Source organism: Allobosea sp. P4_C6 (genome assembly GCF_056402015.1).
Genome location: NZ_JBFUIF010000019.1, coordinates 60,488 through 84,540, shown reverse-complemented (window position 1 = coordinate 84,540; position 24,053 = coordinate 60,488). Strand labels below are relative to the sequence as shown.

Sequence of the window (24,053 nt, the reverse complement as noted above, 5' to 3'; positions counted from 1 at the left end):
GCTGCGGCATGGGGATTGGCGGGGTGAACCTTATTTCTTGTCGATAGAATCGATCTCCGTCGCGCGGAGTGCCTCGACGCTGACTGCCGCGACAAGCCCGGTCAGAACGATGCCGGAGAATCCAATGAAGATGGCGAGCACGCGCGAGCTGAAATGTTTGGGCGCAAAATCTCCGTAACCGATCGTAAGTCCGGTGACGAACGTGAAGTAGAGCGCTTCGCCCATCCTCCAATCCTCGATGCGTCCGATCACCAAGCCAATCGCGGCCATGACAACCACGACTCCGGACAGAATTGGCCCGACCACACGGAATTGTTGCGCGAAGGCGAAGAAAAAGGCGCGCCGTTTCTCTTTGGGTTCCATCGGATCAGACCCCGTAAAATTGGGCAAACAGACCGGTCGAGAAAGACTACCGCCACTCGGTGAATCGGAGGGCGTCCATGAGCGAGGCGCCGCAAGCCTGAACTGTCTAGTGATTGTATTCGCTGGTCAAGGATGCCGTTTCGCATAGACTAAGACAACCGCACGATGATGGGGGGCCGTCGGCGCTCTGACGAGCGTGTTGGAGAGCGTTTGACTTTTCGTCAGCCGCTAGGCGAGTCGGACGCGCATCATCCGGCGCAAGAGTTGCGTCTGTCGTGAGAAAGCCGCGGCAGGCCCAATGCCCTGTTTACAGGGCTTACATTCATTGTACTGTGTATTGCGTCGCAGAAGAGCCAAGATGGTCGGCCAATCTGACGGGCAGGAATCTAGAGCTTTTGCCCCGCTGAGCCGACCGGAGATCCAGCCCATTCTCCTCGCAACTCCAACCTGATCCAGAATGGTTGGGCTGACGACCGTACATCGCGCCGGCTCTTGCAGGGAACTCAATACGGGGGGCAGGTCGATGGACGAGAAGGCTCCAAACCTTGGTCGCTCATCGACCATGATCGATAATGCCATTCGGGTCGGTCTGGTTGCCCTGCTGGTCTATGCCTGCGCACGGATCGTGCTTCCCTTCGCATTCCTTTTGATCTGGTCGGCGATCCTCGCAGTGATCCTCTATCCGCTCCATCTGCGCTTGATGCCGCGGCTGGGAAATCGTGGATCGGCGCTTTTGATCGGGCTTATTGGCGTCGTCTTGATGCTGGGCCCGATGGTGATTGCGGTGACGTCGCTTGCGACGACGCTCTATTCGCTGATCTCGACCTTGCAGAGCCAGGACATTTCCATTCCACAGCCACCACTATGGCTCGATGGCACCCCCTTGATCGGCAAGAAACTAACGGAGATCTGGGCACTCGTCGCCTCCAACTTGCCCGCGGCGCTGGCAAAGTACGGTCACCTGCTCAGCGGGCCCTTGGCGTGGCTGGCTACGTTTGCTGGTGGCCTTGCCGTTGGCGAACTCTCATTCGTACTGTCCTTCGCGATTGCCGGGGTGCTCATTCTCTACGGGAAGGAGGCCGCAACGTTCGCTCATCGTCTGTTGACACGCGTCACAGGGAGCAACGAGCGCGCGGAGCAACTGGTCACGCTGACCGCAGCCACGATCCGCGGCGTGGGGCTCGGCGTGGTTGGCGTGGCTCTGATCCAGTCATCGCTGTTAGGCCTGGGCTTCTTCGCCATCGGAATTCAGGCAGCCGGCCCCTTGACGCTTATTGCGCTCATCCTGGGCATCATGCAGGTGCCGCTGATTTTGCTGACGCTGCCTGTGGTCGGCTATGTCTTCATTCACGAGGCAACGCAGCCAGCGGTCATCTTTCTGATCTGGAATATCGGCGTCGGTCTCGGCGATAATATTCTCAGACCATTGATGCTCGGCAGAGGGCTGAATGTGCCGATGCCGGTCATTCTGATGGGTGTCATCGGCGGCATGATCGTTGACGGGCTCCTCGGGCTATTTGTCGGGCCCGTGCTTCTGGCCGTCAGCTACGTGTTGCTGCTGGAATGGCTGCAGCAACACCCGGTGTGAATCGCGTCGTTCCGGGTCCTTGTGTCGTCTTACCTCGATCGTGGGCAGCACTGCACATGCGCCTGACGGGCTCCGTGAAAGGCCGCGCATCACGGCGCCGTGAGATACCGGACTATCTCACGGTCGCGATGGTGATGCTCCTCGTCGTAGCGGTGCTGACGGTTGGCACCATCTTCTTCCGCCTCCATACATTGCCGGAGCGAATGGCGCTGATCCGGATGTGCTGCACACCTCATGTACTCAGGTACAATGTTCGCGCCGCTGCGATAGTGACAGGGTTGATAGTTGCGAGCGCTTGTTTTCCTCAAAATCCTGGGGACACCCAAAATGACAAAGATGAAACTTGCCGTATTCGCTATGGCCACGGCCGGCATCGCCTTCACTGGCCTTGCCGCGACAACGAAAACCGCAAATGCCGTCGTTTATTGCACCTATATCGGTTACCCCAGTGGGTGCATCGCGCGGCCCGGCGTGCGTCTGGTCGCTCGGCCCGGCGGGGTTGGCGCTGTCACCGCGCCTCGTCCGGGAAATCGCAATGGCGGTGTCAACAGGGTCGGCGTTCGCCGCTGACGCCTGGCGGCGACCGAGCCGCGTTGCAGCGCTCTGAGATCAGGCCGCTGGCAGCCTGGGCGCATGCTCGTAACGTGGCGGCCCGGCCGGGTAGCCCTTTCGCATGGCTGCGTTGCCGCCGGCCGCTGATGCCAGAAGCAATTCCGCCGGCGCGACATGACAGCATCGGACTGAATATCGTATTCAGTCCGATGCTGCAGCGCTTTGTTTTTGAATCAGCTTTCCCAAAAATCGCACTCCACTTTTCGGACCGGCGCTCTGGTCGCGAGCATCCGCGTCTTCGGCTCGCTGCCGGCCTCAATGAAGCCGGCAGCGAGTGCGTTCGCGAAAGTTGCCGCCGTTCTGGAGCGTTCCGCGACGGAAGCGGCCGCCCAGTGGCTTTTCCGGCTGAATGTGGCTTATCGAGTACGGCTTTGCCGCTAGTGCGTTCGAAGCATGGTTTCGCCCAGGCGCTTTCGCTCTCGCCTTTCGGGGGGCTCGCCAACGCGCCATGTCCGAACAAGTGAGTTGAACGGTCAGGACGCTCAGTGCCGATGCGACAGTTCGGTCGCTCACTCAGTTTCGGCGCTCTTCACGCCTCGTCGTGCGGCCAGTACGCCGATCAGTGCGYCGAACGTCCCGKCCAGTGCGCCGATCCCCGCGTCGTTCCATGCCGCTGGTTTGAGCTTGGGATTGCGATGCCGTCAAAACCGCAGCAGCCCCCGCGAAGGCCAAGGTGACCGCCGACCACAAGAAGAAAAGGCCGCGTCGACGTGTCGTCCCTGCCGAGTTCAAGAATTCGCTCATGGCCGGTCTCCTCGGGTTCAATGAACCGCTTTCCCGCCCCCTCGCCCCTCCAGACCAACGTGCTTGAAGCCCTCACCTGCGATGGCAAACCACGGCGAGAAGCTATCCGCGTCACTCATGGATCGCTGACTATTGGCCTTTAAGGCGCATTACACAAGGCGGATTGGGTCGCGTTCAAAACACGCCGACGGCGCTCACTTTCTGGTCCAGGGCCCAAGGGGCTTGCGCACGAGGTCAAATCAGAGCCGGTTCTGATCAGCCCGCCCGCTGCTCCATATAGCGCGTAGTCGAACCATTCGATGAAGTTTCCGATCGCCGCCGTCATACGGCGCGCCGGACACGGCGTCCTGCACCCTCTCCGCGTCGCATCTGTCGGATTCGCGAGCGGTACTCCGACGGCAGCGATGACCTATGCGCTGCTCTTCATGGTCGCGCGAGGCAGTGATGAGCACGTTGATCTTTGGAACGCAGAGCTTCCGGGACTGGGCCTTTTCAGACTCTCGGAACGCCAGCTCTTGGGCAGTCTGGTTTGCTAGTCGAGCGCGGCCGCCCTCTCCTGCAGGGAGGGATCGCGGCTCCACACCCTTCACGTCCTTCGCGCCCGGCCGCCAAGGGCGTATTCTAGCTTCGCTCCCGGCGCTGCCGGATCTGCGAGGCCATGTCGCGCGTTATGGCGATGCGGAGCCCCGCAGCCGGAGTTGGGGCCGGCTCTCAGGAGAGAACGCGATGCCCGGACATGCTCTTTTGACCGCGCAGACGGTCGAGGACTGCATCATCGACCAGGGCTGGGAGCGCTACACCCCCGAGGACCACGCCATTTGGCGCGCGCTGTTCGAGCGTCAGCAGCGGGCCCTGAGTGGCCATGTGTGCCAGGAATATCTCGACGGCCTCGCCGCGCTGGGCATCGGCCCCAAAGGCGTGCCGAATTTCGCGCGCATGAACGAGCGGCTTCGGCGGCTGACCGGCTGGGAGGTGGTGGCGGTGCCGGGGCTCATCCCGTCGCGCCCCTTCTTCCAGATGCTTGCCAACCGCCAGTTTCCGGCCGGCACCTTCATCCGCAGCCGCGAGCAGCTCGACTATCTGGAGGAGCCCGACGTCTTCCACGATGTCTTCGGCCACGTGCCGCTGCTGACCAATCCCGCCTATGCCGACTACATGAACGAATATGGCCGCATCGGGCTCGTCGCCGTCGAGACCAAGGGGGTGAAGTTCCTCGCCCGCCTCAACTGGTACACCATCGAATTCGGGCTGATCCGCAAGCCCGAGGGGATCCGCATCTACGGCGCCGGCATCGTCTCGTCCTTCGGCGAGGCAAAATACGTGGTGGACGACCCCTCCGCCCACCACGTGGCCTTCAATCTGGAGCGCGTGCTGCGCACCGGCTATTACATCGACGATTTCCAGGCGACCTATTTCGTCATCGACCGCTTCGAGGACCTGTTCGACCTGCTCAGCGGCACCGATTTCACCAAGCGTTTCGAGGAACTGCGCGCTCTGCCGGCCCACACGCCCTTCGACATCCTGCCGCAGGACGTGGTCATCCGGAAAGGCACCGGCCATTTCTGGCGCGATTTCCCGGTAGCGAAAGCGAAGCTGAAGTGAGGCTTAATCCAACGTCAGCGAGCTTCTCAAGCGTGGCAGTGCCGGCCTTGAAGGGCTTCTTGGGGGCGGGACAAGAACTGTTCTCCCACGCACGCCGAGGCCAACGAAGTGCGCACGCTTGTGAGGGATCCGTAGAAGGACTGACGGACCCGTTGCAACCTTTCGGCCGATCTCTGGCCATTTGCCTGCAGGTTCTTCAAACATCCGAGGAAGCTCGCTTGCGGCCGTGTCGCTGCGGCGCTGCGGAGGTCCTCGTTCCAGCGGCAAGCCAGAGGCCGCTCCTGGCGCGTTGCGTTGGGATACGGGGACGGCGCGCACTTTCGCGTCTCTTCATTGCGGGCGTGCTTCGCTAGCGGCGCGCTCAGGCTTGCGCAACCGGCGAGTAACTTCGCAGCGGATGGGAGCCATTCTTATGAGCGAGCGGCTTGGTAGAACGGCTCACGTGTCGGGCGCGCCGCGAGTGTGGCTGCGCCCGATATGCCTATCTGCCTCACATCGCCTGCGGGTCTCATCGCGCCAGCGCGTGCAGTCGTGCCGAAGGTCTCTCGAAGCTGAGCCGGCCGTGCTTGAAGCCCATGACGGGCTCTGCGATTTCGGCGAGTGCGTCAGCCGGCGTGGGGGCATCGAGGACAATGAGGTCGGCGGGGTTGCCAGGGGCGATGCCGTAGTCGTCGAGTCGCATGAGCCTGGCCGGAAGGGACGTGACGAGATCGAGGCAGCGCTCGAAGAGCGGCGGCTCGCATTGGACGACGTTGGCGTAGAGATTGGCCATGCGCAGCAGGGAGGCGTCGCCGAACGGCGTGAAAGGGTTCAAGACATTGTTTGTTGCGACCGAGCAGATCACGCCCTGGTCGACGAGCAAGTGGGCCGGCGTCACGCCACGCGGCTTCGCGTGCGTCAGCTCTCGCGCCGTCAAATAAAGATCCGTCGCGGGCAGCACCGTCAGCGCGATGCCCGCTTCGGCGAGCCGGCACCCGATCGACGCAAGCGCTTCCGGTGTCACCATCGACAGCTTGGTGACATGCCCGATCGCGACCCGGCCGCCCCAGCCATGTCGCTCGGTCTGGCGGCAGACCTCCTCAAGATGCATCCAGCTGGGGTCCAGGTCGAAATCCAGGTGGAAGTCGAGATCCACATCGAACTCCTGCGCGAGTTCGAAGAGCCGATCGATCTGCGCCGCCGGATCGGTGTCGGTATAGGGGCAGCCGCCCAGCAGGTCGGCGCCGTTCCGCAGGGCCTCGATCAGCAGCTCTTCGGCTCCGGGATCATTGGTGAGCCCTTCCTGGGGAAAGACACAAATCGAGAGATCGAGCGCCCAGGCGTAATCGGCCTTCAACGCTTTGACGGCGGTGAAGCTGCGCAGGCCCGCTCGCGGATCGACCTCGACATGGGTGCGCATGCGGGTCGTGCCTTTCGCGATCGCTTTCTCGATCACGCGCGCGCCACGCTTGTAGACATCCGCCTCCGTGAACGCGCGCTTCATCGCGGCGACCGCCGCGATCGCATCCCCGAGCCCACCGTGAACATGCCCGCAGCGATCGAGCAGGCAGGCCTTGTCGAGATGGACATGGCTGTCGACGAAGCCTGCGATGACGGTGCGGCCGGCGACGTCGATCGCGGGTGCGTCACAGACGAGGCGTGGCGCGATCGTGGCGATTCGTCCGGCGCTGACACCGATGTCGAGCGGCTCGTCGCGCCCAGGAATGACAGCTTGGCGAAAGACGAGATCAAGGGCGTTGTGCGTGGGCATTCGGATGCTTGGGAACCGGCATTCAATTGTGCAAAAAACTTGCATGCACTTTGTGTGCCGGAGTAGCGCGCCGCCGGGCTCGCTGAGCACGGGCCGCCGCAAGATGCCGGCAGACCTGGAATTCACCGGCATGCGTTCGGCCGCAGGTGTCACACGGTGCGGCTTGTCCGAAACAACTGTCGGGAGGGCACTGTCACACCAGCGCCCATATGTCCGCGGCTATTCGGCTGCGTTCAGCGGCCGCTTGCGCGAGATGGCCTGGACAGCTGGCGGTTCGGCATAGGGCGCCAGGATATCCACGATGTTGCGGCCGCGCGGCTTGGCCTGGGCGACAAGAGCCCGCTCCGCGACGGAATCGAGATGGTGGTGCATCAGGCTCATCACCTGCTCCGTATTGCCCTTTTCCAGCGCATCGATGAGCAGGCGGTGCTCGTTGATTGCGCATTCGGAGGAATGCGGCCGGCTGAACAGCGATAGCGTCAGGCAGCACCGATAGGCGATCTCGCTGACATAGCGGATCAGGATCGGGCTCTCGGTCATGGTTGCCAGCAGGATGTGGAATTCCGTGGCGAGGCGGATCGATACCGCGTCAGCGCCGCCGCGCACCGCATCCTCGGCGTCGACATGGGCGCGCAAGGCCGCGAGCTGGGCCTTGCCAAGCCTGCCCGCGAGCTGACGAACGACCAGGCGTTCGAGCTCGATCCGGATATCGAATGTGTCGCGCGCTTCCTGCCAGCTCGGCGTCGCGACGACGGCGATGCGGTTGCGGCGCAATTCCACGAGACCTTCGGCGGCGAGCTGGCCGAGCGCGTGGCGTGCGATCGTGCGGCTCACCCCGAAGCTTTCGCCGAGCGCATCTTCCGGCAGCTTGGCGCCCGGCTCCAGCGCCTGCTCGATGATCGCGCGGCGCAGCGCTCGGCAGATCGTCCCAACCTTGTCCGACGATGCCTTCCCGGCCGTGTCGCGCGCCATGCTCGGTATCCGCGGTTGAATCAGCCCGTCTTTAACGCCTCGCTTCGACGCTCCGCAATCCCGGGCCGAGCCTGATCGAAGATCAGGATACAAGATGGCATCACGATTGCATGCACTTTCCTGCATGAGCCCGGCCAAGATCAAACTTTCCGTCGTTGCGGCGCCGCTCGCGTTCACAGGGCAGGCTGCCGGCCCACGGCCTCCTGCGATCGAGCTGTCGCAGGCCAGCATCACCTTCGGACACGGGACGAATGCCGTCCCGGCATTGGCGCAGACGAGCCTGCGCGTTCAGGACGGCGAGTTCCTCGCTCTGGTCGGTCCGTCGGGTTGCGGCAAGTCGACCATTCTCAGGCTGGTCAGCGGGCTGGTGAAGCCCACATCCGGCGTTGTGGTCGTCGGCGGCCGGGAGGTCGCCGCCAACGCGCTGCGGATCGGCATGGCCTTCCAGAACCCGACGATGCTGCCCTGGCTGACGATCGAGCGGAACATCATGCTGCCGCTGAAGATCGTCCAGCCGTTTCGGGCCCGCTACGCGAAGGAGAAGCGCGGCGCCTTTCGCGACAAGGCGCATGCCCTGCTCGCGCAGGTCGGCCTCAGCGGATTTGCCGGCAAATATCCCTGGCAGCTCTCGGGCGGCATGCTTCAGCGCGCCAATCTGTGCCGGGCTCTGATCCACGAGCCGCGCATGCTCCTGCTCGACGAGCCCTTCGGGGCGCTCGACCAGTTCACGCGCGAAGAGCTCTGGGCGATCCTGCAGGAGCTCTGGCTGGCCCATCGCCCCACCGTGCTGCTCGTGACGCACGACCTGCGCGAGGCCGGCTTCCTGGCGAGCCGCATCTGCGTGATGAGCGCCCGCCCCGGCCGCATCATCGACGACAGTGCGGTTGCCTTCGCCAGGCCGCGCTCGATCGCGATGACCTTCGAGCCGCATTTCGTCGCCCTGAACCAGCGCCTGCGCGATCTCATCGTCGATGCCCGCTCGGCGCCTGCTCCCGAGGAGGGCACCTGACATGGCCGATCGTCGCATCAGGCAAAGGCTTGGATCGGCCGCACTGATCGTTCTGTTTTTCGTCTGCTGGGAGCTGTTCTGCCTGATCTCGGGCATGTCGGACCTGATCCTGCCGCGGCCGAGCCAGGTGGTCGCGACGTTGGTGCAGCGGTTCCCGATCCTGTGGCCGCATATCCTGCAGACATTGGCGACGACGATGGCGGGCTTCGTGCTCGGTGTCGCGCTCGGCGTCCTGCTCGGCGCGGTGATCGGCGTCTCGCGCACGGCCTATGACACGGTCTATCCGCTGCTGATCGGCTTCTCCTCGATCCCGAAGGTCGCGGTCGTGCCGATCCTGGTGCTCTGGTTCGGTTCGGGCACGGTGCCCGCCGTGCTGACCTCGCTCTCGATCTGCTTCTTCCCGATCGTGGTCAACATCGCCACCGGCCTCGCCACGACCGAACCGGAAATGGAGGATGTGCTGAAGGCGCTCGGCGCCAGCAAGCTCGACATCCTCTGGAATGTCGGCCTGCCGCGGACGATGCCGTTCTTCTTCGCCTCGCTGAAGGTCGCGATCACCTATGCCTTCGTCGGCACGGTGCTGGCCGAGACGGTCGCCTCCAATCGCGGCATCGGCAATGTGATGATGTCGGCCTCGTCGAACTTCAACACGCCGCTGGTCTTCGCCGGGCTGTTCATCCTCGCCGGCCTCGGTGTCGCGCTCTACGTCGCCTTCTCGCTGATCGAGATGCGCGTCACGGGCTGGGCCAACCGCAAGGGCGACCTCGCCGCCGCCTGAGATCCACCGCCACCGTCCAAAAAAAGGGGAGACCACGATGTTCAAGACATTGACCGCGACAGTCCTTGCAAGCCTCGTCTGCGCCGGCGCAGCGCTGGCGCAGGAGACCACGATCAAGTTCACGCTCGGCTGGAAGACCCAGGGCTCCGACGCCGCCTTCTTCGTCGCCCGCGACAAGGGCTACTACAAGGCAGAGGGGCTGAACGTCGTGATCGACCAGGGCGAAGGCTCCGGCGCGACGGTGACCCGGATCATGGGCGGCGCCTACGAGGCCGGCTTCGGAGACGTCAACGCCATCATCCAGAACGCGGCGGCCAAGCCCGGCGAGGCGCCGGTGATGGTCTACATGATGTGGAACCGGCCGCCCTTCGCCATTGTGACGAAGAAGGCCACCGGCGTGGGCAAGCCGGCCGATCTCGTCGGCAAGACGCTGGGTGGCGCGCAGGGCACGCCGACGACGCGCTTGCTCGAGGTGTTTGCCCGCAAGAACGATGTTGGGATGGACAAGATCAAGCTCTCCAACATGGCGCCGAACCTGCAGGAGCCGCTGCTGATCAAGGGCGATATCGACGGCGCGCTGGTCTTCAACATCACCAGCTATTTCAACCTCGTGCTGAACCGCCAGGACCCCGACAAGGACTTCAACTGGCTGATGTTCGGCGATTACGGCCTCGATCTCTATTCGAACGGGCTGATGGTCTCGCAGAAGCTGGTCAAGGAGAACCCGCAGGCCGTGGCCGGGCTGGTGCGCGCCACCAACAAGGCGATGATCGAGATCGCCAGGGACCAGGCCATCGGCATGAAGGGCGTGATGAACTTCGACAATCTCGTCGACGAGAAGGTCGAGAAGCGCCGGCTGCAATACTCCTTCAGCGAGCTCATCGTCTCGCCCGAGATGAAGGAGATCGGCATCGGCGACACCAAGGATGACCGCATGGCGCGCGCCATCGGCATCATCGTCGAGGGCTACCAGCTCGGCCGCACGCCCAAGCCGGAGGAAATCTTCTCGCGGGCCTTCCTGCCGGCCAAGGCGGAACGCGAGCTGGTCTACACCGCCAACTGAGACGAGAGGGCGCAATGAGGGAGACGGCCTTCGCGACGACCCTGTTCACGGGCGAGAGCAGCGTCGCGGATGCCGTGCTTCGGCACGCGGATGGCGTCATCGATGCGATCCTGAGCGGGCAGGTTGCGCCGGCGGGCGGGCGCCGGCTGATCATCCCGGCACTGGTCAACGCGCATGACCATGCCCGGCCGAGCATGACCTCGTTCGGCGCTGCCAATTTGCCGCTCGAAAGCTGGATCCTGCGCGCCACCTTCGGCACGCCGCCCGACCCTTACCTCGCAGCCGCCGTCTCGCTCGCCAGGACCGCGCGCGCTGGCTGCGGCGCGATGATGGTTCACTACACCCGCCCCAGCGGCGCGATGCCGATCATCGAGGAGGCGAAAGCGATTGCCCGCGCCGCCGGCGATGTCGGCATCCGCCTGGCCTTCGCCCTGGCGGTGCGCGACCAGAATCCGCTCGTCTACGGCGACAGCGCGGCCCTGCTGGATGCGTTGCCAGCCGAGGCGCGGCAGCCGGTCGAGGAGCTCTTCATCCGGCCGGCCTTGCCGCCGGCGGCCTATCTCGACCTGATCGAGGAGGTCAGTGCCGCCATCGCCGGGCCGATGATCGACGTGCAGTTCGGGCCGGCCGGCGTGCAGTGGTGCTCGCCGGCCCTGCTCGAGGCCATCGCCGAACGTTCGGCCGCGACCGGCCGGCGCGTGCACATGCATCTGCTGGAGACGGTCTACCAGCGTGAATGGGCCGACCGGGCCTTTCCCAACGGCATCCTGCACTACCTTAGGGATATCGGTCTGCTGTCGGAGCGGCTGACGCTGGCCCATTGCGTCCATGCCAGGTCCGATGAACTGGATCTGATCGCCGAGGCCGGCGCCACCATCGTCTCCAATTTCAGCTCGAACCTGCATCTGCATTCCGGGCTAGGGCCGATCGCCGAAGCCCATGCAAGAGGCTGCGCCATCGCCGTCGGCGTCGACGGCTGCGCGCTCGACGAGGACGACGACGTGCTGCGCGAGATGCGGCTGGTGCAGCTTGCACATGACGGCGTGGGCTTCCGGCGCAACTGGAGCCGGCCCGAGTTCCTGGCGCTGGCGGTGCGAAATGGGCGCAAGGCTGTCGGCGCTCCCGGCCCCGGCGCGCTGGTCGCGGGCGCGGCGGCCGATTTCACGGCGATCGACCTCGACCATCTCGACCGCGATGCGATCATGCCGGTCGATCCGCTTGACCTGCTGTTTGCGCGCGGCAGCACGGCTTGCGTGCGCGACGTCGTCGTGGCCGGCCGGACGATCGTCAGGGACGGGTGCCCAACCGGTATCGAACTGGAGCGGATGGAAGCCGAATTGCGCGCTCTGTTTCGCAGGAACCTGCCGCGCTACCGGGGATTGCAAGCCGCCTGGCCGGCGCTCGCCGCCGCCACCGCCTCATGGTTCGAGCCCGGTTGCTGCGGATAGGCGGTGGGCGCTTGAGCCCCTAGACAAGCCTCTTCCCGGCGTCCGAACCGCGCCTGGCCTGCCGGGCGCGCAGCAGGATCGCGATCAGTGCCAACTCGATCACCACGAAGGAGACGCCGGTGGTGATGGTCCCCAGCGCATAGATTTTGGCGTCGTCACCGTCGAGGTCAGCGCCTGCAATTCGAGCGGCAGCATGTTCTTCTCGCCAACCGTCTGCGATGTCAGGGCAATCTCGTCTCATGACAGCGTGAAGCCGAACAGGCCAACGCCGATCAGCGACGGCAGGATGACCGGCACGATGACATGCCATAATGTCCGCCGCGGCGTTGCTCCGAGATCGCGCGCGGCCTCCTCGAGCCGATCGGCGGCCACAGGACGCAGACAAAAAAAGCCCCGCATCGGTTGTCCGATGCGGGGCTTCCTGTTCGTGTCGTCTTCAGGCGACGAGGGCGAGCTCGGCGTTGGCGTTGCGGATCGCTTCCTCGCGCGCTTCCGGGCCGTAGCCGAGCTTCTCGGCGCGGATGAAGGTGACTTCGGTGATGCCGGCGAAGCCGAGCATCGTGCGCAGATGCGGCTCCTGCGAGTCCATCGCCTGGGCCGGGCCGCTGCTGTAGAGGCCGCCGCGGCTCTCGACGATGATGGCGCGCTTGCCCTTGAGCAGGCCCTCGGGGCCGGCTTCGCTGTAGCGGAAGGTGACGCCGGCGCGCAGCACGTAGTCGAACCAGCTCTTCAGGGTGGAGGGAATGCCGAAATTATACATCGGCGCGCCGATGACGATGGTGTCGGCGGCCTTCAGCTCATCGACCAGCGCATTAGAGAGGGCGAGCGCCTCGCGCTGCGCCGGGGTCTCGGTGACGCCGGCACGCACCGCAGCCGTCGTTTCGGCGTTGAGATGCGGGATGGGGTTGGCGTCGAGGTCGCGCTCGACGACATGCACGCCGGGGTTCTGGCTGCGCAGGCGCTCGACCGTGCTTCGGACGAGCTGCTTCGATACCGAGTCGGGGCCCGAGGCGCTGCTGTTGAGGACGAGGACGGTGGCCATGATGATGCTTCCTGTGTCGGAATGATCTCGATGGCCTGCAAGGTAGTGGTTCACGAACCGCACTAGAACCGCCATAATAGGGACCAGACTGTTGCTGCAGGAGGAACGCCGATGGCGGAGCTCGACGATATCCGAAGCTTCATTGCCGTGGTTGATGCCGGCGGTTTCGGCCGGGCGGCGCAGACCCTCGGTGTGGCGAAGTCTATCGTCAGCCGTCGCGTCAGCCGGCTGGAGGAAGAGCTCGGCACGCGCCTGCTCAGCCGCACGACGCGCGGCGTGAGCGCGACCGAGGCCGGGCTCGAATTCAAGGCGCGCAGCGAGCGCATCCTGGCCGAGCTGAACGAGGCGCGCGAGGCCGTGGCGCAGCAGGCGGGCGGGGTCGCGGGCCGTTTGCGGCTCGCAATGCCGCTCACCTTCGGCAACAGGCATGTCGCGCCGCTGCTGGGCGATCTGGCGCAGACCTATCCGCGGCTGGAGATCGACGTGCAGGCGAGCGACCGCTATGTCGACCTGATCGGCGAGCGTTTCGATGCCGCGATCCGCATCGGCTCCCTCAAGGATTCCAGCCTGATCGCGCGCCGCATCGCACCGGTCCACGCCACCGTCGTCGGCAGCCCGGCCTATCTGGAGCGGCGGGGGCGCCCGGCGACGCCGGCCGATCTGCACGACCATGACTGCCTGCTCTATAGCGGCACGGCCGATCAGGACTGGGTCTTCCGCGCCGGCAAGCGCTGGGTCTCGGAGCGGCCGGCGGGGCGCATGCATTCCGACAGCGGCGACACGCTGCTCGCCTGGGCGATCGCGGGCCTTGGGCTCGCCGTCCTGCCGACCTTCATCGCCTCGGATGGGATCCGCTCCGGCGCGGTCGAGCCGATCCTGCTGGACTATCCGATGCCGACGCGCGCGCTGTATGTCGTGCGCCCGCCGGGAGCCTATGTGCCCGGCAAGGTCAGGGTGCTGATCGATCTGCTCGTCGAGCGCTTCGGCGGCACGCCTTACTGGGACCCCTGTCAGATGGAGGCCCATCAGCGCGGCATCAGGCTGGACGAACCCCTGAGCGGCCAGCTCACGCCCGCCGCGGAGCCGGAATATCAAGTGGCGTGATCTCGCGCATCACGCGAATTCGCGTGGTTTCCTTGGCGGGTTTCGGCACTCTTCCCGCGGTCTCATCTGGAGGAAGCGATGCTGCTCGTCGGAATGCTCGATAGCCCCTATGTCCGCCGCGCCGCGATCACGGGCACCTTGCTGGAAGTCCCCTTCGAGCACCGCTCGGTCTCGGTGTTCCGGCACATGGACGCTTTCCGGGAGATCAACCCGCTGATCAAGGCGCCGACATTGGTCACCGACGATGGCATCGTCATCAGCGAATCCCTGCTGATCATCCAGCATTTCGAGGATGTGGCCGGCCGCTCGTTGCGTCCGATCGAGGGCGTGGCCCGCCGGCGCGACCTGTCGCTCACCGGCATCGGCATCGTCGCCGCCGACAAGGCGGTTTCGGTCGAATACGAGCGCAAGCGGCCGGAGGCGCAGCGCTATGCCCCCTGGCAGGAGCGGATCGTCACCCAGCTGCATACGGCGCTCGATCTGCTTGATGCGGCTGCGAAGGAGGGCGAGCTCTCTGCGGGGCCGGAATTGCTGCCGAGCGACATCGCCGCCGCCATCGCCTGGGGTTTCTGCCGTTTCGTGATCCCGGAATTCGTACCGGAGGAGCGGTGGCCGGCTCTGGTTGAGCAGGCGCGAGCCTGCGAGGCGCTCGACGTCTTCAAGGCCTGGCCGATCGACCGCGAATAGCTCAGTTCTGGACGAAATTCGTCGGGAGCGGGCGGACCGCCGGGCCGGTGAAGGCGCCGGGCTTGGCGTCGACAGGATCGGCATGGCTGAAGCCGAGCGCGGCGGCCGGGCTGGGGCCGGCGATCGGCGCGGCCGACGGGCCCGCGGCCTTGGAACGTGCCGTCGCGACATTGACAGGCCTGCCCGGCGAAACGGTCGTGCGCGCCACCGTGGCGAACAGCGAATTCAAACCCGAGCGATCCATCGGCTCCGGCTCTTCCGGCTCGGCGGCGACGGGAACCGAGCGCTGGCTGGCCGCGATGAAGCTGACACCGCCTTCGCGCGGGCGAACCGGCGGTAGAGCCGCCATCACGAGCCTGCCCTCCGCAGCAGGAGCCGCTGCGGTCTCGGGAACATCGGTCCCGCGCAGCGAGGCGATGGCGGCATCGGCGAGCGCGGTCGGCCGCATCGGCGGCAGCGGCGCATTGGTCGGGCTGCCGGCGAGCGCAACGGCGGCCGCAGCCATCTCGTCCGGCCGGCGCGGCGGCAGCGAGGCGAGGATGAGGCGCTGGTCCCCTGCAGGGCCGGATGGCGACGCAAAGGCGAGCGCGCCGCCGGTCGAGGGCAGGGCGGCGATCTGGGTCGTCTCATCCACGGGCGAGGAGAGGCCGCGCGGCCGCGCCAGAGGCAGCGGCGCATCGATCAGCTGCGGCCTGTTCTCCTGGAGGGGGCGCTGTTGCGGTTGAGCGGGCGGGGTCGGCAAGGCAGCCGGTTCCGGGGCGGGGGCCGCTGCCGGCACCGGTGCTGCGGCCTGCGGCGCCAGGCGCTCGGACCGCTCGCGCGCAAGCGCTCTTGTCGAGGGCTCGGGCGCGGCGGCGACGGCGAAGCGGCCGCCATCGCCGGAGTTGCTGTCGCTGTAGCCCGGATTGGCATAGGCCATGACGGCCGGCTGCTGGCGCGGCGCGCTGCGGCGGCCGCGGGTCGGCCGGGCATCGACCTCCTCCTCGTCGCCGCCGAAGAGCGAGGCCCACAGGCTCTTGCCGCCGGAGGCTATCACGGCGCCCTCGTCGAAATCGGCGGTGGCATAGCCGGCGACGGCGCCGCCGCCGGAGAGGATCTCCGCCTTGGCGATCTCGTAGCCGGCGAGCGGGTGCCCATCGGCCGGCAGGTGGACGGTCTTCTCGTCCGGGAACAGCCGCACGAGCTGGTCGTGCGTCATGCGTGGCCAGGAGCGGACTGAGCCGACGTCGAGATGGACGAATGGCGTATGGGCGTTGGGGTAGAAACCGACGCCGCCGCGCTGGAGCCGCATGCCGATCTCGCGGATGCGCGCGGTCGGGGCGTCCGGCAGGTAGAAGTCCATCGCCTTGCCGAGCATGTGCTGGCTGTGCTTGGCGACGGCGCGCGAGCGGCGGCGCAGCATCGCGTTGGTGCCGGGCGAGCGATAGGCCGAGACGACGTGGAAGGGCTGGTCCGAGCCGAGCTGGCGCTGCACCTCCCAGACGACGTCGAACAGGCGCGGATCCATCCGAATCGGATCGTCGTTGCGCCAGTCGCGCAGGGCCCAGTTCAGCTTTTCCAGCGCCGCGGAATCGTAGCGGCCGTCACGCTTGAAGGTGACGGTCGTCTCCTCCTTGGTATGCATGTGCCGGATCGTGATCGTGCGGGTATCGCCGTTGGCGACGGCGTCCTGTGTGCCGCGAATCGCCATGATCGAGGCGGCGAAGGCCATGCCGATGGTCAGGACGTGCCGCAGGGCTGGCCTGGAGCCGGACGGCAACCATCCTGCAAGCTTGGCGTTGATCCTGCCCAATCTGTCTGACCCGTCTCGGTGCCCCCGCCGAAGCGGCGCGATGAACGTGAACGAACAGTTGCGGAGAAGCGTTAACGACTCGTTATCGAGCCGGCAATCGCCGCGCCAGAAATTTCTGGAACGAGGTGGCTAAGGGCGGATCGTGGCAAAAAGGTGCCCGCCTTGTGGCGGGCACATTTCAGCCGCGTTGTTCAAGAGCCTGCCGCACCATGCGGTGGAAGCCGTAGACATCGTCGAACCGGGCGATCTGGCCGTCGGCGCCGACGACGATCGTGTTGTAGACGAGGTGGATCGCCAGCGGCTGCGGCAGGTTGATCCGGCGCTCGCCCGAGCCGATCAGGCGCTTCAGCCGCTCATGCGTCCATTCCGGCCCGAGCACCTGGTCGGCCAGCGCGAAGGGGTTCTCGACACGCACGCAGCCATGGCTGAGCGCCCGCCTCTCGCCGGCGAAGAGCCGGCGGTTCGGCGTATCGTGCAGATAGACCGCGTGCTCGTTCGGGAACATGAACTTGATCCAGCCGAGCGCGTTGCGCTCGCCGGGCGGCTGGCGCACCGAGATGCCGCCGCCCTTGGTCCGCGTGACGACATAGCCGCGCCTGGCTGCATAATCCGGATCGGCGGCGAGGCCGGGCAGGAATTCCTTCTTGAGGATCGAGGGCGGCACGTACCAGGACGGGTTGACGATGACGTGGTCCATCTTGTGCGAGAAGATGGGCGTCGCCGATTCCGGCTTGCCGATGATGGTGCGGGCCTCGTGGACGACCTTGCCGGAGCGGATGACCCGCACCCGCATCTCCGGCACGTTGACCATGATGTGGTCGGTACCGAGATCGGGCGGCAGCCAGCGCCAGCGCTCCATCTGCGCGACCATGTCCTCCTCGCCGCGCACGGTGGCCGGCTTGCCCAGCGCGGCCAGCGTGCGCTCGCTCAGGACGCCGTTGGCGGGCAGCCCGGCCTTCTTCTGGAAGTCGGCCAGCGCGAGCGAGGTCGAGCGGTCGAAGACCGGCTCCTCGCTCGGGCCGAGGCCGAGGCGGGCGCGCACCAGCGGGACGCGCTCGTCGCGCATGCCGAGCTTGAGCGGCGGGCCGGCGGGGATGCGCACCAGCGGCGTGTCGTCGAGATGCTCGCGCATCTCGGCCAGCTTGGCCTTGAGGCGCTGGTAGCCTGCATGCGGCGGGTTGTAGGCGGCGAGCACCGCGCCGGCATCGGTGGCACCGGCGAGCTCGGAGAGCACCTCGGTCGCCGACGGCAGGTAAAGGGTCGGCGTGATCAGCTTCGAGAGACGGCGGGGATCGATGCGGCCGCCGCGCGCGTCGCGGGCATAGAGCACGGCCAGCGCCGAGAGACGGATATCGGCTTCGGCGAGCTTGGCCTTGTCGCTGGCCTCGAAGGCGGGGAGGGGATAGTCGCCCGGGCGCAATCCGTCTTCGGCGGCGCGGCCGAGCTGCGCGACGAGGCGCTTTCCCGCCTCGTTCCAGCCCTTGCCGTCGATCCAGAACGGCTTGTTCTCGTTGGCCTGATAGCCGGCGATGATCTCGTTGCGCTCGCGTTCGGCGAGGCGTTGCAGCGCGACCGCGTCCGGAAGGCGCTCGGCCACCGCCGTCGCGAATTCCAGGCCGGGCGGAACCGTGACCACGACCTTGGGCATCTCGGGCGGCGGCACGAGCGGCTCGACGCTCTGCAGCGGTCCGGTCTGCGGCGCAGGCGCCGGCTCGACGGATTTGGAGGCCGGCACCAGCGCCGGGTCGGCCGCGGGCATCTCGATGGCGGGAATGTCGAGCGTGACCGGCTCCTGCTCGGCCTCCACCGGTGCGGTGGCGTCGAGCTTGGCCGGGTCGCGCAGGCGGCCGCCGGCCGAGACCGTGCCGGTGACGATCTCCGCTTCGGAGGCATCGCCGGAATGGGCGGCCGTGGCTTGCGGAGAGGCCGGCCGCTCGGCGTCGAGCAGCTTAAGCTCCGGCTGTTCCGGCAGCGGGATTCCGAGCGTGGCGTCGGTCTGGACCGGGGTTTCGGCGCGGAGCGGGACGGATCCCAGAATAATGGCCAAGGCTGTTGCCGTGGTCAGTTTCGCCCAGTGGCGACGACGCATGGTCGCTTTCCCGATAGCTGCCGAATCCCGCCATTCCTGCGTGACTCGGTTGGTTGAGACAAGATGCGGCGGCGCAACACGCCGCCGCATTCGGTTTGTCGCGGCTCAGGCCGCGTCGGTTTCGTCGGGGCCGGTCTCGTTGTCGATCAGCCCGTATTCCTTCAGCTTCCGGTAGAGCGTGGAGCGGCCGATGCCGAGCTTGCGCGAGACCTCGGACATGTGCCCGCGGTAATGCGCCAGCGCGAAGGTGATGATCTCGCGCTCGAGATCGTCGAGCTTGCGCATGTCGGAGCCCGCGACGAGCTCCAGCGCGTTGGGATCGCGCACCGGCATCTGGATGATTCGGGGCGGAAGCTCGTCCTGCGCCTCGCCGCGCGCGATCGGGGCGGGGGCGGGCGGGATGCGGACGTCGTAGCCCTCCATCTGCGCGGCGATCTGCGGGAACTCGGTGACATCGAGCTCGTCGCCATCGGCCAGGACGACGGCGCGGAACACGGCGTTCTCGAGCTGGCGGACATTGCCCGGCCAATCGTAGCTGCTGATCAGGGCGGCCGCTTCGCGGGTCAGGCCGCTGAGCTTGCGGCCCTCCTCGGCGGCGAAGCGGGCGAGGAAGCCGCGCGCCAGATCGGCGATGTCCTCGCGGCGCTGGCGCAGCGGCGGCAGGGTGATCGGGAAGACGTTGAGGCGGTAGTAGAGGTCCTCGCGGAACTCGCCGCGCTTCACCTGCTCCAGCAGGCTCTTGTTGGTGGCGGAGATCAGGCGGATATCGACGCGCACCGACTTCTTGCCGCCGACCGGGTCGACCTCGCCCTCCTGGATGGCGCGCAGCAGCTTGACCTGCGCGTCGAGCGGCAATTCGCCGACCTCGTCGAGGAAGAGCGTGCCGCCATTGGCTTCGACGAACTTGCCGAGATGGCGTTCGGTCGCGCCGGTGAAGGCGCCCTTCTCATGGCCGAACAGGATCGACTCGACGAGATTATGCGGGATCGCGCCGCAATTGACCGTGACGAAGGGCTTGCCCCTGCGGTCGCTGGAGCCCTGGATGGCGCGGGCGAGCACTTCCTTGCCGACGCCGGATTCGCCTTCGATCAGGATCGGGATGTTGGATTTCGCCGCGCGCTCGGCCAGCCTGACGACGCGGGCCATGTCGGGGCTCTTGGTCGCGAGATCGCGGAAGCCGAGAGTGTTCGAGGCGCGGTGCTTGATATGGCGCAGCTCGTGCTCGAGCGCGCCGAGCTTGAGCGCGTTCTTGAGCGAGACCTGCAGGCGCTCGGCCCCGACGGGCTTGACGACAAAATCGGAGGCGCCGGCGCGCATCGCCGACACCACGGTCTCGATCGAGCCGTTCGCCGTCTGCACGATCACCGGGGTTTCGATCCCGCGCTCGCGCAGATCGGCCAGCACGCCCATGCCGTCGAGGCCGGGCATCTGCAGGTCGAGCACGATCGCATCGATGCGTTCGCCGTCCGGGCCGCCGATCAGGGCGACGGCCGCCTTGCCGTCCTCGACCACGGTCACGCCGTAGCCGAAGCGCTTCAGCATCGCGTCGAGGAGGCGGCGTTGGACGGGATCGTCGTCAACGACGAGGACGGTGGCGGTCATGACACCTCGAAAGCCGATGCAATATGTAAGAAATGCTTTGTGCCGACGGAATCGTCTGTTCCGTTCTGGGGCATCGTCGGCCAGAAGGGTTAAGCCGGGTTTAAGGCGGCGCGCCCCGGGCATATCCCGCGTTGATCCCCGGGCCGGAGCCGGCCTATTGAAGATCCATGTCAGTGCGGCGAGGTGTCGAGCGAATGCGTTTTCATGAGACGATCCGGCGTTCCCGCGCTGTGGCGGGCGCGGCCAGGCCGGCCGGGGCTTCCGGCGATCTGCCGGAATGGGATCTGAGCCATCTCTACCCCGGCGTCGATTCGCCTCAGCTCAGGAGCGACCTCGATCGGGCGCTCTCCGAGGCGCAGGCCCTGGCCGAACGCTATCGCGGCAAGCTCGCCGAGATCGCCGACCAGTCCGACGCCAGCGAAAGATTGGCCGAGGCGGTCAGGAGCTACGAGGGCCTGAGTGATCTGCTCGGCCGCATCGGCGCCTATGCCGGGCTCGTCTATTCCGGCGATACGACCGATCCACAGCGCGCCAAGTTCTACGGCGACACGCAGGACAAGGTGAACGCGGCGATCACCGAATTGCTGTTCTTCGAGCTGGAGCTCAACCGCATCGCCCCGGAGGTGATGGCGAAGGTGTCTGCGGAAGCCCCGCTCTCGCACTGGAAGCCCTGGCTCGACGATCTCGCCAAGGACAAGCCGCATCAGCTCGAAGACCAGATCGAGGCGCTCTTCCACGAGAAGTCGATGACCGGCGCCGCCGCCTGGAACCGGCTCTTCGACGAGACGATCGCCTCGCTGCGCTTCATGGTCGGCGACGAGGAGCTGACGCTGGAACTGACGCTGAACAAGCTGCAGGACAGCGATGGCGAGGTTCGCCGTGCCGCGGCCGAGGCGCTGAGCACAGTGTTCCGCAAGGAGCTGCGCACCTTCGCGCTGATCACCAACACGCTCGCCAAGGACAAGGAGATTTCCGACCGCTGGCGCAAGTTCGACGATGTCGCGGATTCCCGCCACCTCGCCAATCGAGTCGAGCGGGAGGTCGTGGATGCGCTTGTCGCGGCGGTACGCGAGGCCTACCCGCGCCTGTCGCATCGCTATTACCGGCTGAAGGCCAAGTGGTTCGGCCGCGACGCGCTGGATTTCTGGGACCGCAACGCGCCGCTGCCGCAGGTCGAGCAACGCATCATTCCCTGGGCGGAGGCGCGCGAGACCGTGCTCTCGGCCTATGGCGCCTTCTCGCCGAAAATGGCTGCCATCGCGCAGCGCTTCTTCGACGAGCGCTGGATCGACGCCCCGCCGCGTCCCGGCAAGGCGCCGGGAGCCTTTGCGCATCCGACCGTGCCGTCCGTGCATCCCTATGTGCTGCTCAACTACCAGGGCAAGCCGCGCGACGTGATGACGCTGGCCCATGAACTCGGCCATGGCGTGCACCAGGTGCTGGCGGCGCCGAACGGCGCGCTGATGGCGCCGACGCCGCTGACCCTGGCCGAGACCGCGAGCGTCTTCGGCGAGATGCTGACCTTCCGCCGGCTGCTCGACACGACCTCCGACCGCAAGCAGCGCAAGGCGATGCTGGCCGCCAAGGTCGAGGACATGATCAACACGGTCGTGCGGCAGATCGCGTTCTACTCGTTCGAGCGCAAGGTCCATCAGGCGCGCCGCGAGGGCGAGCTGACGCCGGAGGCGCTCTGCGAGATCTGGATGAGCGTGCAGGCCGAGAGTCTGGGCCCGGCAATCCGCCTATCGGCGGGCTACGAGCCGTACTGGTGCTACATCCCGCACTTCATCCATTCGCCGTTCTACGTCTACGCCTACGCCTTCGGGGATTGCCTGGTGAACTCGCTCTACGGCGTCTACCAGAACGCCGCTGACGGCTTCCAGGAGCGCTATTTCGCGCTGCTCTCGGCCGGTGGCACCAAGCACCATTCCGAGCTGCTCGCCCCCTTCGGGCTGGACGCGCGCGATCCCGGCTTCTGGCAGATCGGCCTCAAGATGATCGAGGGCATGATCATCGAGCTGGAAGGGATGGAGTAGGACGCGGGAACGCTTCCGGCCTCGTTTCAGCAAGGCGTGGGTCATCCCGGACAAGCCGCGTGAGCGGCGCCGATCCGGGATCCATGCCTGACCTCTGTCGGAAGCGCTCTGGCATGGATCCCGGGTCTTCGCTTCGCTGCGCCCGGGATGACCGCGCTTATTGAAGTGCGGCGACTTAGAACTGAACCCTGAGCCCGGCCTGCGAGACATTCGCCGTGTAGTCCGCGCCGATCGCTGTCGAGTTCAGGCGCTCATGGGTGAAGCTGGCGCGGATGGAGAAGGTGCGGGTCAGCTTGTACTCGATGCGCGCCCCGACATTCATGAAGTCCTCGCGCAGGCCCTGGCCCTCATAGTCGGTGCGGCTGAAATTGGTGAAGCCGGTGACGACCAGGTTGCGCCGCAGCGCATGGGCGATTTCGAGCGTCCCCCGCCGCACCGTGGTGCCCGAGGAGCCGGCGATGGTGGTGTCGCCCAGCTCGCCGCCGCCGCGCAGCGTCACTGTCGTGAGCGGTGTCGGCTGCCACAGCACCGCGGCATCGCCGATGAAGCCGCGCAGGTTCTTCAGCCGGGCATCTTCGTATTTGCGATCCTGATAGCCGCCGGAAATCTCGCCGGTGAGCTGGCGGCTGATCTCGAAGCTCGAGCCGATGCGCCCGGTCACGCCGCTCGATGAGCGCATATAGCCGCTCGAATCGACCTTCTCGTCGAATTCCCGCTGGTCGATCTCGCCCTGCACGAAGGGCTTGAAGCCCGGTGTCACCTCGTAGGCGGCGCGCAGACGCAGACCGTACTGCGTCTGGTTGCGGTCCTTCTGCGAGAGGATCGCGCCGCTGGTGAGGCGTGCATCCTCATAGTCGCTGCGGTCGACCGAGCCGCGCAACGTCAGCTGCAGACGGTTGATATCATGGGTGACGCCGGCCGAGCCGCCATATTGCCAGATCAGCGGGCGGCCCTGCACGGCGGCGGTCAGATCGGGCGAGCCGGGGCGCTGCGTATCGAGCCTAAAGCGCGATTCGAGCAGGATGCGGGTGTCGCGGGTGGCGTCGAGCCGCAGGTCGAGATTGCCTTCGCCATCCGGGCGCGAGGCCTCGCCGTCCCTGAAGAACTGCAGATAGCTGCCGCGCAGCTTGCCCTTGAGCTCGTGCGCGTTCCAGTCGGACTGGATGTCGAGATCGGCCTCGTAGCGGGCGAAGGGCGAGCCCTTCACGCCGGGCGTGGAGCTGCGCTGCGGGTTGGTGTCGTAGCCGACCGAGTTGGTGATGCCGGGCCGCAGCGTCACCGAGCCGAGGCGCAGCCCCAGCGCGGCGTAAGGATCCTCTTCCGCTGCGCTGCGGCGGCGCGGCGGGGGCGGCGGCGGAGCAGGCGGCGGCAGCGCGGCCACGGTGGGCGGCGGCGCGCGGAACTGGCGTTGCGTGACGCCGCGCAGCGTCGGCGCCTGGATGGGCTGGCTGGCGCGGGAAGGCTGGCGCGCCGAGACGGTCGTGCTCTGGTTCTGGATCAGGCCCGCCGGGTCGCGAATGGCCTCGGGATCGCCGCTCGCCGCTGCGAGCGGTGCCGCCGGCGGCGCTGGCTGCTGCGCGATATAGGTCGGCGTGCCCGTCCTGAGCGCGCGCGCCTGCTGCGCCACGGCCATCGTCCAGCCGAGCACGAGCCCGGCCAGGGCGGTGCCGGACAGAAGCAGGATCTTCGTGCGGCCGGACACGGGGTTCGCAAGGCTCCAGGCAACAGCTGACGCGCCCTGGAGGACGCGTATGGTTAACGGAGTTAGAACG

18 protein-coding genes and 1 pseudogene are annotated in these 24,053 nt (G+C 66.4%); 10 read left to right on the top strand and 9 right to left on the bottom strand.

The window, feature by feature from the left end; all coding sequences use genetic code 11:
• Nucleotides 1-30: 30 nt before the first annotated feature.
• Nucleotides 31-363 carry a potassium channel family protein gene (locus AC1DVA_RS15625; protein WP_265051325.1) on the bottom strand — a complete coding sequence of 111 codons (333 nt, stop codon included), beginning with the start codon at nucleotides 361-363 and terminating at the stop codon, nucleotides 31-33.
• Nucleotides 364-886: 523 nt separating this feature from the next.
• On the opposite strand from AC1DVA_RS15625, the gene AC1DVA_RS15620 reads away from it, so the two are divergent.
• The 3 genes from AC1DVA_RS15620 (at nucleotide 887) to phhA (ending at nucleotide 4,909) form a co-directional block, all read left to right on the top strand.
• Nucleotides 887-1,951 (top strand): AI-2E family transporter, encoded by a 1,065-nt coding sequence (locus AC1DVA_RS15620; RefSeq protein WP_476806453.1) that lies wholly within the window; start codon nucleotides 887-889, stop codon nucleotides 1,949-1,951.
• 327 nt (nucleotides 1,952-2,278) lie between these two features.
• Entirely contained in the window at nucleotides 2,279-2,521 is a 243-nt protein-coding gene (locus tag AC1DVA_RS15615) for a hypothetical protein (protein WP_442864865.1), read from the top strand.
• A gap of 1,512 nt (nucleotides 2,522-4,033) precedes the next feature.
• Nucleotides 4,034-4,909 (top strand): phenylalanine 4-monooxygenase, encoded by an 876-nt coding sequence (phhA, locus tag AC1DVA_RS15610; protein WP_476806452.1) that lies wholly within the window; start codon nucleotides 4,034-4,036, stop codon nucleotides 4,907-4,909.
• A 508-nt stretch (nucleotides 4,910-5,417) separates the two neighbouring features.
• Here the strand turns inward: phhA and AC1DVA_RS15605 are convergent.
• Both AC1DVA_RS15605 and AC1DVA_RS15600 read right to left on the bottom strand, forming a co-directional pair.
• Nucleotides 5,418-6,659, bottom strand: coding sequence for an amidohydrolase family protein (locus AC1DVA_RS15605; RefSeq protein ID WP_265051328.1), 1,242 nt, complete (start codon nucleotides 6,657-6,659; stop codon nucleotides 5,418-5,420).
• Between the two features lie 219 nt (nucleotides 6,660-6,878).
• Nucleotides 6,879-7,631, bottom strand: coding sequence for a GntR family transcriptional regulator (locus AC1DVA_RS15600; RefSeq protein WP_476806451.1), 753 nt, complete (start codon nucleotides 7,629-7,631; stop codon nucleotides 6,879-6,881).
• Nucleotides 7,632-7,755: 124 nt separating this feature from the next.
• On the opposite strand from AC1DVA_RS15600, the gene AC1DVA_RS15595 reads away from it, so the two are divergent.
• Genes AC1DVA_RS15595 through AC1DVA_RS15580 form a run of 4 tightly spaced genes read left to right on the top strand, consistent with a single transcriptional unit; the run spans nucleotide 7,756 to nucleotide 11,929 of the window.
• Entirely contained in the window at nucleotides 7,756-8,640 is an 885-nt protein-coding gene (locus AC1DVA_RS15595; protein WP_476806463.1) for an ABC transporter ATP-binding protein, read from the top strand.
• Nucleotide 8,641: 1 nt separating this feature from the next.
• On the top strand, nucleotides 8,642-9,418 hold the full coding sequence (locus AC1DVA_RS15590; protein WP_265051331.1) for an ABC transporter permease: 777 nt from the start codon (nucleotides 8,642-8,644) through the stop codon (nucleotides 9,416-9,418).
• Between the two features lie 37 nt (nucleotides 9,419-9,455).
• Nucleotides 9,456-10,481 carry an ABC transporter substrate-binding protein gene (locus AC1DVA_RS15585; RefSeq protein ID WP_476806450.1) on the top strand — a complete coding sequence of 342 codons (1,026 nt, stop codon included), beginning with the start codon at nucleotides 9,456-9,458 and terminating at the stop codon, nucleotides 10,479-10,481.
• A gap of 14 nt (nucleotides 10,482-10,495) precedes the next feature.
• Nucleotides 10,496-11,929 carry an amidohydrolase family protein gene (locus AC1DVA_RS15580; protein ID WP_476806449.1) on the top strand — a complete coding sequence of 478 codons (1,434 nt, stop codon included), beginning with the start codon at nucleotides 10,496-10,498 and terminating at the stop codon, nucleotides 11,927-11,929.
• A 19-nt stretch (nucleotides 11,930-11,948) separates the two neighbouring features.
• Here AC1DVA_RS15580 and AC1DVA_RS15575 read toward each other — a convergent pair.
• Both AC1DVA_RS15575 and AC1DVA_RS15570 read right to left on the bottom strand, forming a co-directional pair.
• Nucleotides 11,949-12,289, bottom strand: a pseudogene (locus AC1DVA_RS15575) (ABC transporter permease); the annotation flags it as partial.
• Nucleotides 12,290-12,365: 76 nt separating this feature from the next.
• Nucleotides 12,366-12,971, bottom strand: a complete 606-nt coding sequence (locus tag AC1DVA_RS15570; protein WP_476806448.1) for an FMN-dependent NADH-azoreductase — start codon at nucleotides 12,969-12,971, stop codon at nucleotides 12,366-12,368.
• A gap of 111 nt (nucleotides 12,972-13,082) precedes the next feature.
• Between AC1DVA_RS15570 and AC1DVA_RS15565 the strand changes: the two genes are divergently transcribed.
• Both AC1DVA_RS15565 and AC1DVA_RS15560 read left to right on the top strand, forming a co-directional pair.
• The gene (locus AC1DVA_RS15565; RefSeq protein WP_476806447.1) at nucleotides 13,083-14,075 is read left to right on the top strand and encodes a LysR family transcriptional regulator; all 993 of its coding nucleotides are present in this window, start codon (nucleotides 13,083-13,085) and stop codon (nucleotides 14,073-14,075) included.
• Nucleotides 14,076-14,153: 78 nt separating this feature from the next.
• On the top strand, nucleotides 14,154-14,762 hold the full coding sequence (locus AC1DVA_RS15560) for a glutathione S-transferase family protein (protein ID WP_476806446.1): 609 nt from the start codon (nucleotides 14,154-14,156) through the stop codon (nucleotides 14,760-14,762).
• A gap of 1 nt (nucleotide 14,763) precedes the next feature.
• Here the strand turns inward: AC1DVA_RS15560 and AC1DVA_RS15555 are convergent, their stop codons facing one another.
• From AC1DVA_RS15555 to AC1DVA_RS15545, 3 genes are all read right to left on the bottom strand, one after another.
• On the bottom strand, nucleotides 14,764-16,473 hold the full coding sequence (locus AC1DVA_RS15555) for a peptidoglycan L,D-endopeptidase MepK (protein WP_476806445.1): 1,710 nt from the start codon (nucleotides 16,471-16,473) through the stop codon (nucleotides 14,764-14,766).
• 259 nt (nucleotides 16,474-16,732) lie between these two features.
• Nucleotides 16,733-18,643 (bottom strand): L,D-transpeptidase family protein, encoded by a 1,911-nt coding sequence (locus AC1DVA_RS15550; RefSeq protein WP_476806444.1) that lies wholly within the window; start codon nucleotides 18,641-18,643, stop codon nucleotides 16,733-16,735.
• A 105-nt stretch (nucleotides 18,644-18,748) separates the two neighbouring features.
• Nucleotides 18,749-20,245: a sigma-54-dependent transcriptional regulator gene (locus tag AC1DVA_RS15545; protein ID WP_265051339.1), complete on the bottom strand. Its 1,497-nt coding sequence runs from the start codon at nucleotides 20,243-20,245 to the stop codon at nucleotides 18,749-18,751.
• A gap of 194 nt (nucleotides 20,246-20,439) precedes the next feature.
• Here AC1DVA_RS15545 and AC1DVA_RS15540 point away from each other — a divergent pair, with 194 nt between their 5' ends.
• Entirely contained in the window at nucleotides 20,440-22,281 is a 1,842-nt protein-coding gene (locus AC1DVA_RS15540) for a M3 family oligoendopeptidase (RefSeq protein ID WP_265051340.1), read from the top strand.
• Nucleotides 22,282-22,456: 175 nt separating this feature from the next.
• Here the strand turns inward: AC1DVA_RS15540 and AC1DVA_RS15535 are convergent, their stop codons facing one another.
• The gene (locus AC1DVA_RS15535) at nucleotides 22,457-23,983 is read right to left on the bottom strand and encodes an outer membrane beta-barrel protein (RefSeq protein WP_476806443.1); all 1,527 of its coding nucleotides are present in this window, start codon (nucleotides 23,981-23,983) and stop codon (nucleotides 22,457-22,459) included.
• Between the last annotated feature and the right edge of the window lie 70 nt (nucleotides 23,984-24,053).